This window comes from Shewanella kaireitica, assembly GCF_023284045.1.
Taxonomy (GTDB): Bacteria; Pseudomonadota; Gammaproteobacteria; order Enterobacterales; family Shewanellaceae; genus Shewanella; species Shewanella kaireitica.
The window spans coordinates 1-14,376 of the sequence record NZ_JAKIKQ010000021.1 but is presented as its reverse complement, the minus strand read 5'-3'; the positions used below and the strand labels follow the sequence as shown (position 1 = coordinate 14,376).

Below are 14,376 nucleotides of genomic sequence, written 5' to 3'. Positions count from 1 at the left end.
TATAACATGGCGCAGCAGTATTCACACATAGTATTAGGATTGGGAGCAACTGGCTTATCGGTTGTTCGCTACCTGTGTGATCAGGGTATAACTCCTTTAGTGATGGACAGTCGAGAGCAGCCTCCAGGTGCAGATAAACTGACTGCCGCTTATCCTGATGTTGAGCTAATCGCTGGCGGGTTTGATTGCCGTTACTTAGTTCAAGCATCTCAGATTGTTATTAGCCCAGGCATTTCTGTTGAAACGCCAGAGGTACGCGCTGCATTTGATATGGGTATTGAAGTGATTGGCGATGTCGAGCTATTCGCTAGAGCGATCGCCAGCAGCTCCGCCCGTGTTATAGGTATTACTGGCTCAAATGGTAAGTCTACGGTCACTACCTTAGTCGGTGAAATGGCCGCAGCGGCAGGATTATCTTATGCCTTGGGTGGCAATATCGGTATTCCTGTATTGGATCTGCTGTTGGACCCAAAAGAGCTTTATGTGCTTGAGCTATCTAGTTTCCAGCTGGAGACCACCCATAGCCTCAATTGTATTGCGGCAACCTGTTTAAACATTAGTGAAGATCATATGGATCGTTACAGTGACTTGGAGTCATACCGACAAGCCAAACTGAATCTTTATGATCAAAGTAAAAGCATACTGTTTAATCGAGAAGATCTGCTGACGTTACCAAATAGTCCGATGAACCAAAATAGCTTTGGTTTAGATGCACCAGAAGTTGACGCTTGGGGCATTGCCGAAGGCAATATTGTACGTGGTAGTAGTGTGATTATGCCTATAAGCGAGGTTGCTTTGGTGGGGAGTCATAACCACGCTAATTTGATTGCGGCAATGGCACTGGCGAGCAGTGTCGATATCGGCCGCGAATATTTAGTCGCAGTTGCTAAACAGTTTACTGGGCTGACTCACCGCTGTGAAGTGGTTGCCGATATTGCTGGAGTGACTTATGTCAACGACTCTAAAGCAACCAATGTTGGCGCAACAGTAGCAGCAATCGAAGGTTTGAGTGAGCACTTAGGTGAATTGATTTTGATTGCTGGCGGTGACGGCAAAGGTGCAGATTTTTCCGCTTTAGCAGCAGCGCTGGAGAAAGTCAGCAGTTTAATCACCCTAGGTAAAGATGGTGACAAAATTGCCGCTCTCAAAGAGGGCGCACAGTCCGTTGATACCATGGCTGAAGCGGTAGCGTTAGCCAATGAAATTTCAACTGCAGGTGATATCGTTATTCTGTCACCAGCATGTGCCAGTTTAGATATGTACCCTAATTTTATGGCGCGTGGCGATGACTTTCGCGCTGAAGTTGGCAAGTTAAATGCCTAGCGCAGAGAAGCAGCTCAGTCTGTTTAGTGGCCGCTTTAAGTGGTCGCTAGCAAACTTATTTGCAGATAGAGCCGCGCCGGGTATGCAGTTGTATGACCGAGCATTGCTGTTCGCGGTATTGTCGTTAATCTGCTTTGGGTTTGTGATGGTGATGTCCGCCTCTATGCCTGAAGCGCAGAGTTTAACTGGCAATCCATTTCACTTTGTATGGCGCCATGGCGCATATTTAGTGGGCTGCATGATAATTGCGGCAGTCGTTCTACAAGTAGAGATGCGCCATTGGCAAAATTTTAGTCCATTTTTGCTGTTGATTGTAGGCATTATGCTGGTCGCAGTATTGTTAGTAGGGACCACGGTAAACGGTGCTACGCGCTGGTTAACTGTTGGCCCGATCCGAATACAGGTTGCAGAAATCGCCAAGTTCGTTTTTGCAATTTATATGGCGGGGTACTTGGTAAGGCGTCATCAAGAGATTAGAGAAAACGCTAAAGGCTTTTATAAGCCAATCGCTGTATTTGCAGTGTATGCATTTCTGATTTTAATGCAGCCGGATTTAGGCACCGTCGTAGTGCTATTTGTTGGCACTGTAGGCTTGCTATTTTTGGCTGGTGCCAGATTATTAGACTTTTTTGCGCTGATCCTGACCGGAGTCTTAGCGTTTGTGGCTTTGGTGGCATTAGAGCCATATCGTATGCGACGAGTGACGTCATTTTTAGATCCTTGGCAAGATCCATTTGGTAGTGGCTATCAGCTAACCCAATCATTGATGGCTTATGGGCGTGGCGACTGGTTTGGACAAGGTTTAGGAAATAGTATTCAGAAATTAGAGTATCTGCCTGAAGCTCACACCGATTTTATCTTTGCCGTTATTGGTGAGGAATTAGGATTTATCGGCATTATCGTGGTGCTTGCGGTGCTGCTGTTTGTCGCTTTGAGAGCGATTAAGCTAGGTAACATGTGCTTATCGCTTGAGCGTGCATTTGATGGCTACCTTGCCTACGGCATTGGTATTTGGATCTGCTTTCAAACGGTGGTTAATGTGGGGGCAAGTATTGGCATGTTACCCACAAAAGGTTTGACCCTGCCATTCATTAGCTATGGTGGTAGTAGTTTATGGGTTATGACGGCAGCAGCGATGATGTTGATCCGAATTGATTACGAAAGACGATTAAGTGTGATCCAAGCCGTTGAAGGCCGAGGTCCAAAATAATGAGTGAATTAATGACTGAGCAAGTACAACAGAAGCGCATTTTAATTATGGCCGGCGGCACTGGCGGCCATGTTTTTCCTGCGCTTGCGGTTGCTAAATACCTAACCCAGCAGGGCTGGAAGGTACGCTGGTTAGGTACTGCCGATAGAATGGAGGCGAGATTAGTACCGCAACACGGCTTTGATATCGATTTTCTCGATATCAAGGGGGTTCGAGGAAACGGTTTATTACGTAAATTGGCTGCTCCATTTAAGATCCTGCGCTCAGTTATGCAGGCTCGCTCAGTGATCCAAGATTTTAAACCTGATGTGGTGATGGGCATGGGCGGCTTTGCCAGTGGCCCCGGTGGAGTGGCAGCAAGATTATCAGGTATTCCATTAGTTTTGCATGAGCAAAACGCCATTCCAGGGATGACCAATAAGCTTTTATCTAAGGTCGCTACTGAAGTGCTGTGTGCATTCCCTGACACATTTACCGATGTGAGTGCTGAAACTGTTGGTAACCCAATTCGTAAAGAGTTAATTGCACTGGGTGGCAATAGAGATAAAGCTTGTGAAGAGGAAGCGCTAAAAGTTTTAGTAGTGGGTGGTAGCTTAGGCGCCAAGATATTTAACGATGTCATGCCTGGTGCGCTTGAGGGCGTAAGCAAAACCCATCCAATGACCGTTTGGCATCAAGTTGGTCGCAACAATTTAGCATCGGTTAAGGCTGAGTATCAGCACTTAGGCCAAGATGGTAGCGTGAAGGTCGCTGAGTTTATTGACGATATGGAAGCTGCGTATCGCTGGGCTGATGTGGTTGTGTGCCGTTCGGGTGCATTGACGGTATCAGAACTTGCAGCAGTTGGACTACCGAGCCTATTAGTGCCATATCCACATGCTGTAGATGACCATCAAACCAAAAATGCTCAGGTATTAGTTGAGGCTGGCGCTGCATTTTTACTACCACAACCTTTAGTGGATAGCAGTAAGTTGATAAGTAAATTGTCGATGCTAGCGTCCGACAGAAAAGAGTTATGCAAAATGGGCGAGCGCGCCCGAGACGTGGCTGTAGTCGATGCAACGCAACGAGTCGCCGACGTCTGTATTAAATTAGCGGAAAAGGGTTGAGATGAGTAACAAAGCAGAGAAGTATTCGCAGCTAAGAACCATGATCCCTGAAATGCGTAGGGTGAAGCATATCTATTTTGTTGGAATAGGTGGTGCAGGTATGGGTGGCATAGCGGAAGTGCTTGTTAACGAGGGCTACAAATTGAGTGGCTCTGATATCGCTGAAAATGCAGTGACAGAGCGACTAAGTCAGTTGGGAGCTGTTATCCATATTGGCCACAATGCCGATAATGTTAAGGATGTTGACGTCGTCGTAGTTTCAACCGCGATCAGTGCTGATAACCCTGAGTTGATGGCTGCGAAAGAGCTGCGTATTCCTGTTGTTCAGCGCGCTGAAATGCTGGCAGAACTGATGCGTTACCGTCACGGTGTTGCGGTTGCTGGCACTCACGGTAAAACAACTACAACTAGTTTAATTGCCAGTGTTTACGCACAAGCTGATCGCGATCCTACTTTTGTTATTGGTGGTTTATTAAATAGTGCAGGCACTAATGCACGTTTAGGGCATAGCCGTTACCTGATCGCTGAAGCTGATGAAAGTGATGCGAGCTTTTTGCATCTGCAGCCAATGGTGAGTGTTGTAACTAATATCGAAGCCGACCATATGGATACCTATGGTGGAGATATTGAAAAGCTAAAGAATACCTTCGTTGACTTTATCCATAATTTGCCATTTTATGGCGTTGCTGTGGTTTGCATCGACGATCCTATTGTGCGTGAACTATTGCCACGTTTTAGCCGAAAGGTGGTCACCTATGGGTTCAGTGACGAAGCTGATGTACAAGCGGTTGGTTTCACTCAGACTGGTTATAGCAGTCAATTTACGGTTAAGCGCAATGGCGTGGCAGATCTGCAACTGTCGGTAAACTTGCCAGGTGAACACAATGTGCTAAATGCTTTGGCGGCAATTGCTGTAGCCAGTGAAGATGACATTGATGATGAGGCTATCGTAAAAGCACTGGCAGAATTTCAGGGGATTGGTCGCCGTTTCCAGCAGGTCGGTGATTTTGAAACCAGTAGGGGCGAAATAAAACTGGTAGATGATTACGGTCATCATCCGAGTGAAGTCGCAGCAACGATAAAAGCGGCAAGACAGGGCTGGCCTGAGCGCAGATTAGTGATGATCTATCAGCCACATCGTTATAGTCGTACTCGTGATCTTTATGAAGACTTTGTTGAAGTTCTTTCCCAAGTTGATTGCCTGTTATTACTTGATGTTTATGCCGCTGGAGAAGCCGCTATACCAGGGGCTGATAGTCGTGCATTGTGTCGCTCTATTCGAGTCCGTGGTCAGCTGGAGCCTGTATTTGTTGCCAATAATGAGCAGTTACAAATGGTATTACCAGAATTACTTCAAAATGGTGATCTGCTTCTCACTCAAGGCGCGGGTAATATTGGCGTGTTATCACGAAATTTGGCACAGTCAAATTTGGGCTTTGACGCAAAAGAAGCTGAAGATAAAAATGGGTAACTTAGAAATATATACAATGAGTTACACTGCAAATTTTGACGCTCAGGATAAGGTCTATATAATGGCCGGTTTTCCCTCTTCACGACCTAATAAGAGGGCGTAAGGATGTCTTGGAGCGATAAAGGCCAACGTGTTCGAGTTTTGCTGTTAAAAACCGACTGGTATTTATGCTTTGGGTTAGTGTTTCTTGCGAGTGTTTTAATCGGACTTTCGGCTGCGGCTTTTAAGCTCAACGCAGTATTGAATGATGCGGATGCGTTACCGATTGAAGCTGTTGCGATTAACGGTGAGCGGAATTATACCGCTGACCAAGAAATTCAAGTTGCACTGCAAGATTTGATGCAAAGAAGCTTTTTCTCTGCAGATGTCAATCAAGTACAGCAGGCATTGGAGGCCTTGCCATGGGTTTATCAGGCATCGGTAAGACGCGAGTGGCCTGCAAAGTTAAAAGTGTACTTGATTGAACAAGTACCAGTAGCCCATTGGAATGGTGATGCTTGGCTCAACACCTATGGTGATGTGTTTGATGCTCCAGCAAAAGAGGGGATACCCAATTTGCCTTCGTTGACGGGGCCAGAGGCACAAGGGAAGTCAGTGTTGACAACCTACCAGCAACTTGGAGAGTTGTTAACCATCAATGGATTTAGCTTGAAGAGTTTGGGTTTAAGTGCAAGACATGCATGGCATGCAGAGTTAAATAACGGTATCAGGCTTGAGCTTGGCCGAGAAGATAGTATGACAAGGATACAAAGGTTTATCCACGTCTACCCCAAGCTTGCTGCGCAAGATAAAAAGGTAGGAGTGGTGGATTTGCGCTACGACACTGGACTGGCCGTAGATTGGGATGATGCACAAACAGAGAGCCGTTAATTAATGACTAAGAATCTAGATAGAAATCTGATCGTTGCCTTGGACATAGGAACTTCAAAAGTTGCTGTGATCATTGGTGAAGTATTGCCTGATGGCGAGATCAGTATTGTCGGCCTCGGCAACCACCCTTCGCGAGGGATGGATAAAGGCGGTGTAAACGATCTTGATTCTATTGTACGCAGCGTACAGCGAGCACTCGATCAAGCAGAGTTAATGGCAGATTGCCAAGTCTCTTCGGTTTACCTAAGTATTTCAGGCAAACATATTGAATGTCAGAACGAAAATGGCATGGTATCGATTAATGATGAAGAAGTGACACAAGAAGATGTCGACAACGTTATTCATACAGCGCGCTCAGTAAAGATTCCTACTGAGCGACGAATTTTGCACGTGTTACCGCAAGAGTATGCCATCGATGTACAAGATGGAATTAAGAGCCCTATTGGCATGTCAGGCATGCGTATGGAAGCAAAAGTACATATCGTGACTTGTGCTAATGATATGGCAAAGAATATTACTAAGAGTGTTGAGCGCTGCGGGCTAAAAGTGGATGACCTAGTGTTTTCAGCTATTGCCTCGGCAGACTCGGTGTTAACCGATGACGAGAAAGATCTGGGTGTCTGTTTAGTTGATATGGGTGGTGGTACAACAGATATTGCGGTTTATACCAATGGTGCGCTACGCCATTGTGCCGTCGTCCCTGTTGCAGGTAATCAGGTGACCAACGACATCGCTAAGATTTTCCGCACACCGCTATCCCATGCTGAGCAAATTAAAGTGCAGCATGCCAGTGCACGAAGCTCCATGGTCAGTCGAGAAGACAGCATCGAAGTCCCTTCAGTCGGAGGGCGACCATCGCGCAGTATGTCTAGGCATACATTGGCAGAAGTGGTTGAGCCAAGATACCAAGAGCTATTTGAATTAATTCTAAAGCAACTACGTGAAAGCGGACTTGAAGACCAAGTTGCAGCGGGCATAGTGCTAACCGGCGGGACTGCATCTATTGAAGGTGCTGTTGATGTTGCCGAAGCAACGTTTGGGATGCCAGTAAGAATGGCACAACCGTTGCCAGTTAAAGGTTTATATGAATATGTCGATCAGCCTATCTACTCCACAGGAGTTGGGCTGCTTCATTATGGTGCGCGCAGAGTGATTGAACGTCAGTTTGAGCGTCCAGAGCGACAAGGGGTCACCAGTCTTTGGAATCGGGTCCAAAGTTGGTTTAAAGGCGAGTTTTAATTTAGTAACGCAGGCAAACGGAGAAAATACCATGTTTGAGATCATGGATAGTCATACAGATGAAGCGGTGATCAAGGTCATCGGTGTCGGTGGTGGTGGTGGTAATGCTGTCGAACATATGGTTAAGCACAATATCGAAGGTGTTGAATTCGTAGCGACAAATACTGATGCACAAGCTTTACGTAAGTCAGCTGCGAGCACAACGATTCAGCTAGGCCGCGATGTCACTAAAGGTTTAGGTGCTGGGGCGAATCCAGAAATTGGTCGTCTAGCGGCTGAAGAAGATAAAGAAAGTATCCGCAATGCGATTAAAGGATCTGACATGATCTTTATTGCCGCGGGTATGGGTGGTGGTACCGGAACTGGTGCAGCTCCAGTAGTGGCAGAAGTTGCTCGTGAAGAGGGGATTCTTACTGTTGCAGTTGTGACTAAGCCATTCCCATTCGAAGGCAAAAAACGTATGACTTTCGCTGATCAAGGTATTGAGCAACTGGCTAAAAATGTTGACTCACTGATCACGATTCCAAATGAAAAGTTATTAAAAGTGCTGGGTCGCGGTACATCACTGCTTGACGCTTTTGCTGCAGCAAACAACGTACTACTTGGTGCGGTGCAAGGTATTGCTGAGCTTATCACGCGTCCAGGTTTGATTAACGTCGATTTCGCCGATGTGAAAACGGTTATGTCAGAAATGGGTAATGCCATGATGGGCACTGGTGTAGCAAGTGGCGAAGATCGTGCTGAAGAAGCGGCAGAAGCTGCTGTTGCAAGTCCCCTACTAGAAGATATCGATCTTGCGGGTGCTCGTGGTGTACTTGTGAATATCACAGCCGGTATGGATATGAGCATCGAAGAGTTTGAGACTGTGGGTAACCACGTTAAAGCTTACGCTTCTGACAATGCGACTGTGGTTGTCGGTGCCGTTATTGATCCTGAAATGTCAGATGAGCTGCGTGTAACGGTTGTAGCAACTGGTATTGGCGCTGAGAAAAAGCCTGATATTCAGTTGGTAACAAAGCCTGCTCCGCGTCCAGAGCCGATTGTTCCTGCAGAAACTCGTACTGAAACCTTTGCTGCGGAAGATCCAATTTCGCCAACGTTATCACACGGGAATACAGCCGCTGCAACTCAACCGGCAGCAGCACCAACAGCAGAGAAAAAGAGCGACCTTGATTACTTAGACATTCCAGCATTTTTGCGTAAGCAAGCTGATTAAAACGAATGTTAATAAGGTGTTAACTATTATAAGGCTATACTAATGTATTGTCTTATCGTGGGTGTGTTTTTGGTGTATTTGCAAAGATATGCTAAGATATCCGACCAGCATCGCCTGTACACGGTTAAAAAGTGTATAGTTTGTGCTTTTTTGTTGAGCGAATAAACGGGTAAATACATGATTTTTCAAAGAACAGTCAAAGAAATGGTTAAAACTACTGGTGTCGGATTGCATTCCGGCAACAAGGTGACTTTGATCATTAAACCCGCACCTGTTAATACTGGCATCATGCTTGTTCGTACCGATTTGTCACCGGCAGTTGAAATTCCAGCTGTTGCTGAACAAGTACGTGAAACGACAATGTGTACTGCGCTAGTAAATGACGATGGTGTTCGTATTTCGACAATTGAGCATCTGTTTGCAGCACTTGCTGGATTGGGCATTGATAACGCCATTATTGAAGTTGATGCTCCTGAAATCCCGATCATGGATGGCAGTGCGAGTCCTTTTGTATTCCTACTCCAATCAGTAGGTATTGAAGAGCAAGCAGCCGCTAAGAAGTACATCAAGATCACTAAACCTATTCGTGTTGAAGACGGTGATAAGTGGGCTGAGTTAAAACCTTTCAAAGGTTTTAGAGTTGATTTTGCCATTGACTTTAATCACCCTGAGATCGCCCGCAGCCAACAGCATATGGTGATGGATTTTTCATCTTCCGCCTTTGTTAAAGATATTAGTCGTGCGAGAACCTTTGGGTTTATGCGCGATATTGAATACTTGAGAGCAAATAATCTTGCGCTTGGTGGCAGTATGGAAAACGCAGTTGTACTTGACGAATATCGAGTCCTCAACCCCGATGGCCTGCGTTATGAGGATGAGTTCGTTAAGCACAAGATTCTTGATGCATTTGGTGACCTCTATGTTGCTGGTCATGCAATTGTTGGTGAGTTCTGTGCCTATAAAACAGGGCATGCACTGAACAACCAGTTAGTGCGTGCAATGCTTGCACAGCAAGATGCTTGGGAGATCGTTAGCTTTGAAAAAGAAGCTGATGCTCCAGTAAGTTTCTCAGTACCTTCGGGTGCCGTATTCGCTTAATAACGAATTAAGATTGCCTTGAACGGCTGGCCAATGCAGCCAGCCGTTTTAGTTTTACCGCCAACGTACCTTCTGCATGTTCAGCTAAAGCTTCAATGTGAGCTGCCGCATTTTCACTTATGTGGTTGTGAGCAGGTTTGGATTTTGTTTCATACATTAACAAGCTTGGGTTGACTTTGACTTCGATAGCGGTAAGCATGGGTAGCGTTTCGGCTTGCAGCATTTGCAATATTTTGGGTTTTTGGAAGTTAATTCTTGCCGCCCAAGCCGCCGTTGTTGTTTCAATGACCAAGGTACCTTGGCGTAGATTGGCAACCTTTAGCTGCTCTATCACTGGACCAGTAAGCACTTTTTTGACGTAGTTATCTAAGTGTAATAGCAGTTCTGCTTTTTCAGCCAAGTTGGGCATGTTCCCTTGCTGATGCAGTAGCTGACTGAGATCCTGTGGGGGTTTTTTCATATGATAATAAAATGGCTTAATTAGGCTATGAGTGTAACAGTTTTTATTCAAGGTCGAAACGGTGCCACACGCTGGCAACCGGGAAAGCGTTGGTTGTTATTACCTATCTTGCTCATCGCTGCGGGAACAGGTCTTTATCAACACAATGCTAAGCAGCTTATAGAGCAACAGACCAATGCTGACAGTGAACGCTTGGCTCGTGAAGAGCAAAAAAGCGAGTTGATCTCTTTAAAGAGTGCAACTGAGACTCAATTGTCGATGTTAGTGGCGCATGTTGCACGTATGCAAGCTAAACTCACGCGTATAGAAGCGTTGGGTCAGCAAGTTGCTCTAAATAATCAATTAGAAGATCAATTTGATTTCTCTTCAGAAGTCGGTGTTGGCGGTGCGAGTGAATTAGGCACTAACATCGAACTCGATCAGCTCATAGCCGATATGGATGCGCTGGTATTAAGAATGGATAATAATAATGTTCAGCTCTCACTACTTGAAACGGTAGCATCTAATCTCCATATAGATGAAGAACGTTATATATCTGGGCGACCAATTAAGAAAGGTTGGTTATCATCGCCCTATGGTTTACGAAATGATCCCTTTAGCGGTAAACGTACGATGCACAAAGGCATCGACTTTGCTGGAGAAGAGGGCGTCGATGTAGTCGCTACCGCAGGTGGTGTAGTTATGTGGGCGGACAAGATGTTTGGGTATGGCGAGCTTGTTGAAATTGATCATGGTAATGGTCTACGAACTCGTTATGGTCACAATAAAGCTTTGTCAGTAACCGTAGGCGACGTGGTCGCTAAAGGCGATAAAATCGCTGTTATGGGAAGTACTGGGCGCTCAACCGGGCCTCATGTGCACTATGAAGTGTTGCGCGGTGGACAGCAAATTGATCCGCAAAAATATGTCTACCGCAAGGCAGGTTAATCGAAAATAGGCTTTCAGGCTCTAAAAGGGACTTGGCCAACAACATAGAAGTGGTTCAGATGTTTGGTAAATTACTGACAAAAGTATTTGGTAGTCGCAACGATCGTACGCTTAAGGCTTTCGGTAAAGTCGTTAATAAAATTAATGGTTTTGAGGAAGAGTACGGGCAGTTATCAGATGAAGACTTAAAAGCAAAAACAATACTCTTTCGTGAACGTCTAGAGGCTGGGGAAACCCTAGATGACGTTTTACCTGAGGCATTCGCAACCGTACGTGAAGCATCAAAGCGTGTTTTCGAAATGCGTCATTTCGATGTGCAGCTTATTGGCGGCATGATCCTAGATAGTAACCGAATTGCAGAAATGCGTACCGGTGAAGGTAAAACGCTTACGGCGACCTTGCCAGCATACTTAAATGGCTTAACAGGCAAAGGTGTTCACGTTATTACCGTCAATGACTATCTAGCGGGTCGTGATGCTGAGAACAACCGTCCTCTATTTGAGTTCCTGGGTTTAAGTGTTGGCATCAATGTCGCGGGCTTAGGGCAAGTAGAAAAGAAAGCCGCTTATGATGCCGATATTACTTATGGTACCAATAACGAGTTTGGCTTTGATTACCTACGTGACAACATGGCGTTTTCACCTGCCGAGCGTGTTCAGCGTCCTTTGCACTATGCACTTATCGATGAAGTCGATTCAATCTTAATTGATGAAGCGCGTACTCCACTTATTATTTCTGGTGCAGCTGAAGATAGTTCAGAGCTATACACCAAGATAAATACCTTGATCCCAAATCTTATTCAGCAAGAGAAAGAAGATACTGAAGAAGAGATCGGTGAAGGTGATTACTCTATCGATGAAAAAGCTAAGCAAGTTCATATGACAGAGCGAGGCCAAGAAAAGGTCGAAGTCTTGTTGACTGAGCGTGGTATGTTGGCCGAAGGCGATTCTCTATATTCTGCAGCTAACATCTCTTTATTGCATCACGTAAATGCTGCGCTACGTGCACACACCTTATTCGAAAAAGACGTCGACTACATAGTTCAAGACAATGAAGTGATCATCGTTGATGAACACACTGGTCGTACTATGCCTGGACGTCGTTGGTCTGAAGGTCTACATCAGGCTGTAGAAGCAAAAGAAGGCGTTCATATTCAAAATGAAAACCAAACTTTAGCATCTATTACCTTCCAAAACTTCTTCCGTCAGTATGAGAAGCTTGCGGGTATGACGGGTACGGCGGATACTGAAGCGTTCGAATTCCAACATATTTATGGCCTCGATACCGTAGTGGTTCCGACTAACCGTCCAATGGTTCGTCAAGATAATCCTGATTTGGTTTACCTGACTGCAGAAGAGAAGTATGCGGCGATTGTAAAAGATATCGTTGGTTGTCGCGAGCGCGGTCAACCAGTACTTGTCGGTACTGTTTCAATTGAGCAATCAGAACTACTGCACAGTTTATTGAAGAAAGAAAAAATTCCTCATGAGATTTTGAATGCTAAATTCCATGAGCGCGAAGCAGACATTGTTGCTCAGGCGGGTCGTACTGGCGCAGTCACCGTCGCAACTAACATGGCCGGTCGTGGTACCGATATCGTGTTAGGTGGCAATTGGAATATGGAAATCGAAGCGCTCGCTAATGCTACCGATGAGCAACGAGCTAAAATTAAAGCGGATTGGCAAATACGTCACGATGAAGTTGTTGAAGCTGGCGGTTTGCATATCCTAGGTACAGAGCGTCATGAATCTCGCCGTATCGATAACCAGTTGCGTGGTCGCTCTGGTCGTCAAGGTGATGCAGGTTCTTCTCGCTTCTATTTATCTATGGAAGATAGCTTAATGCGTATCTTCGCGTCTGACAGAGTATCTTCAATGATGAAGAAACTTGGTATGGAAGAAGGTGAAGCTATTGAGCATCCTTGGGTATCTAGAGCAATTGAAAATGCTCAGCGTAAAGTTGAAGCTCGTAACTTTGATATCCGTAAGCAGCTGCTTGAGTTTGATGATGTAGCTAACGATCAGCGTCAAGTTGTATACGCACAGCGTAATGAGCTTATGGATGCTGAAAGTATCAAAGATACTATTACTAATATTCAGACTGATGTCATCAATGAATTAATGGATCAATACATTCCGCCTCAATCAGTTGAAGAGTTATGGGATGTTGCTGGTTTAGAGCAGCGCTTGCAGCAAGAGTACTCTATGGTCTTGCCTGTGCAGGAGTGGTTAGATAAAGAAGATGATCTTCATGAAGAAACATTGCGTGAGCGTATTGTAGATACATGGATTAATGCATATAAAGCTAAAGAAGAGATGGTAGGAGAGCAAGTTCTACGTCAATTTGAAAAAGCAGTTATGTTGCAAACTTTGGATGGGCTTTGGAAAGAGCATCTATCGGCTATGGACCATCTACGCCAAGGTATTCACTTACGTGGCTACGCGCAAAAGAATCCAAAGCAAGAGTATAAGCGTGAATCGTTTGAGCTATTTCAGCAGATGCTTGAGTCATTAAAGCACGACGTGATTAGTATTTTGTCTAAAGTACAAGTTCAAGCACAGTCTGATGTTGAAGAGATGGAAGAGCGTCGTCGTCAAGAAGATGCAAAGATCCGTCGTGATTACCAACATGCTGCAGCTGAAGCTATAGTCGGTGCGGAGGAGAGCGCAGCATTAGCTGCAACTCAGCCTCAGGTTCGTGAAGGTGAGAAAGTGGGTCGAAATGATCCTTGCCCATGTGGTTCTGGTAAGAAGTACAAACAGTGTCACGGTAAGCTAAGCTAAGACTGCTACACAATAGACATAGGAGGGTGACTTATTAAAGTCGCCCTTTTTTTTGCCTATTATTAGCTAATGTATTTATAAACGAATAAGGGCTCCATGTTGCCTGTTCTAAAATTCTTAGCACTTTGACTAGCACTTTGACTAGCACGAATTGAAAACCCCGCTAACATTAAAGGCTCAGTTAATTAATGTACTCCATAACGGTATTAGGATCGCATGCCTATAAAATAGCCGTTTCACGATTATTTGTGGATAACTCTGAGGGTAACTAGTGGCTAAAATGTGCTTAACTAAAAACATGATAAAAAAGGTATTATTTGGTTAAAAAGCGCTTGCGCTTACTCAAGATCTCCCTATAATGCGCAACCACTGACACGGCACAGCAGGCCAACTACTTAGGTAGTACGGGACTTGCAGCGGTGTTAGAGAGTTAAAAACCTTCGGGTATTTGATTCAGGTGACAAACGCTTTAAGGGCTTCGGGTAATGCTTCTTTTCACGAGAGTGGTTAAGAAAACATCGCTTGAAAAACTTCTTAAAATAAGCGCTTGACGCCGACGCTGGAGAGTGTAGAATACGCCTCCTCAAGCCAACGACCTAGCGTCTTCGGCGAAGTATGAAAGATGACTTCACGCTCTTTAACAATATGACAAGCAAATCTGTGTGGGCAC

General features: G+C 45.1%; 11 protein-coding genes. 10 read left to right on the top strand and 1 reads right to left on the bottom strand.

The genetic code is table 11. The features are described from left to right. Window positions 1-6: 6 nt before the first annotated feature. The 8 genes from murD (at window position 7) to lpxC (ending at window position 9,536) form a co-directional block, all read left to right on the top strand. A complete protein-coding gene (gene murD / locus L2730_RS19235) occupies window positions 7-1,323 on the top strand; it encodes a UDP-N-acetylmuramoyl-L-alanine--D-glutamate ligase (protein ID WP_248976074.1) in 1,317 nt (438 codons plus the stop codon). After that, entirely contained in the window at window positions 1,316-2,533 is a 1,218-nt protein-coding gene (gene ftsW, locus L2730_RS19230; protein WP_248976073.1) for a cell division protein FtsW, read from the top strand. The genes murD and ftsW overlap by 8 nt, the downstream gene beginning before the upstream one ends. 11 nt (window positions 2,534-2,544) lie before the next feature. Continuing rightward, on the top strand, window positions 2,545-3,642 hold the full coding sequence (murG, locus tag L2730_RS19225; protein WP_248976124.1) for an undecaprenyldiphospho-muramoylpentapeptide beta-N-acetylglucosaminyltransferase: 1,098 nt from the start codon (window positions 2,545-2,547) through the stop codon (window positions 3,640-3,642). Between the two features lies 1 nt (window position 3,643). Beyond that, entirely contained in the window at window positions 3,644-5,113 is a 1,470-nt protein-coding gene (murC, locus tag L2730_RS19220; protein WP_248976072.1) for a UDP-N-acetylmuramate--L-alanine ligase, read from the top strand. A gap of 105 nt (window positions 5,114-5,218) precedes the next feature. Next, window positions 5,219-5,983: a cell division protein FtsQ/DivIB gene (locus tag L2730_RS19215; protein WP_248976071.1), complete on the top strand. Its 765-nt coding sequence runs from the start codon at window positions 5,219-5,221 to the stop codon at window positions 5,981-5,983. A gap of 3 nt (window positions 5,984-5,986) precedes the next feature. Beyond that, entirely contained in the window at window positions 5,987-7,222 is a 1,236-nt protein-coding gene (gene ftsA / locus L2730_RS19210) for a cell division protein FtsA (protein WP_020912344.1), read from the top strand. Between the two features lie 31 nt (window positions 7,223-7,253). Continuing rightward, the gene (gene ftsZ, locus L2730_RS19205; protein WP_220738205.1) at window positions 7,254-8,438 is read left to right on the top strand and encodes a cell division protein FtsZ; all 1,185 of its coding nucleotides are present in this window, start codon (window positions 7,254-7,256) and stop codon (window positions 8,436-8,438) included. Window positions 8,439-8,615: 177 nt separating this feature from the next. Continuing rightward, a complete protein-coding gene (gene lpxC / locus L2730_RS19200) occupies window positions 8,616-9,536 on the top strand; it encodes a UDP-3-O-acyl-N-acetylglucosamine deacetylase (RefSeq protein WP_020912346.1) in 921 nt (306 codons plus the stop codon). 7 nt (window positions 9,537-9,543) lie between these two features. Here the strand turns inward: lpxC and L2730_RS19195 are convergent, their stop codons facing one another. After that, the gene (locus L2730_RS19195) at window positions 9,544-9,996 is read right to left on the bottom strand and encodes a DUF721 domain-containing protein (RefSeq protein ID WP_248976070.1); all 453 of its coding nucleotides are present in this window, start codon (window positions 9,994-9,996) and stop codon (window positions 9,544-9,546) included. A 27-nt stretch (window positions 9,997-10,023) separates the two neighbouring features. On the opposite strand from L2730_RS19195, the gene L2730_RS19190 reads away from it, so the two are divergent. Both L2730_RS19190 and secA read left to right on the top strand, forming a co-directional pair. Further along, on the top strand, window positions 10,024-10,923 hold the full coding sequence (locus L2730_RS19190) for a M23 family metallopeptidase (RefSeq protein ID WP_248976069.1): 900 nt from the start codon (window positions 10,024-10,026) through the stop codon (window positions 10,921-10,923). Between the two features lie 59 nt (window positions 10,924-10,982). Then, window positions 10,983-13,706 carry a preprotein translocase subunit SecA gene (gene secA / locus L2730_RS19185; RefSeq protein WP_248976068.1) on the top strand — a complete coding sequence of 908 codons (2,724 nt, stop codon included), beginning with the start codon at window positions 10,983-10,985 and terminating at the stop codon, window positions 13,704-13,706. The last annotated feature ends 670 nt before the right edge of the window (window positions 13,707-14,376 follow it).

What these genes read in the sequence shown, in the direction of transcription:
- murD (WP_248976074.1), top strand. Translation starts at nt 7, where the DNA reads ATGGCGCAGCAGTATTCACACATAGTATTAGGATTGGGAGCAACTGGC.
- ftsW (WP_248976073.1), top strand. Translation starts at nt 1,316, where the DNA reads ATGCCTAGCGCAGAGAAGCAGCTCAGTCTGTTTAGTGGCCGCTTTAAG.
- murG (WP_248976124.1), top strand. Translation starts at nt 2,545, where the DNA reads ATGACTGAGCAAGTACAACAGAAGCGCATTTTAATTATGGCCGGCGGC.
- murC (WP_248976072.1), top strand. Translation starts at nt 3,644, where the DNA reads ATGAGTAACAAAGCAGAGAAGTATTCGCAGCTAAGAACCATGATCCCT.
- L2730_RS19215 (WP_248976071.1), top strand. Translation starts at nt 5,219, where the DNA reads ATGTCTTGGAGCGATAAAGGCCAACGTGTTCGAGTTTTGCTGTTAAAA.
- ftsA (WP_020912344.1), top strand. Translation starts at nt 5,987, where the DNA reads ATGACTAAGAATCTAGATAGAAATCTGATCGTTGCCTTGGACATAGGA.
- ftsZ (WP_220738205.1), top strand. Translation starts at nt 7,254, where the DNA reads ATGTTTGAGATCATGGATAGTCATACAGATGAAGCGGTGATCAAGGTC.
- lpxC (WP_020912346.1), top strand. Translation starts at nt 8,616, where the DNA reads ATGATTTTTCAAAGAACAGTCAAAGAAATGGTTAAAACTACTGGTGTC.
- L2730_RS19195 (WP_248976070.1), bottom strand. Translation starts at nt 9,996, where the DNA reads ATGAAAAAACCCCCACAGGATCTCAGTCAGCTACTGCATCAGCAAGGG.
- L2730_RS19190 (WP_248976069.1), top strand. Translation starts at nt 10,024, where the DNA reads ATGAGTGTAACAGTTTTTATTCAAGGTCGAAACGGTGCCACACGCTGG.
- secA (WP_248976068.1), top strand. Translation starts at nt 10,983, where the DNA reads ATGTTTGGTAAATTACTGACAAAAGTATTTGGTAGTCGCAACGATCGT.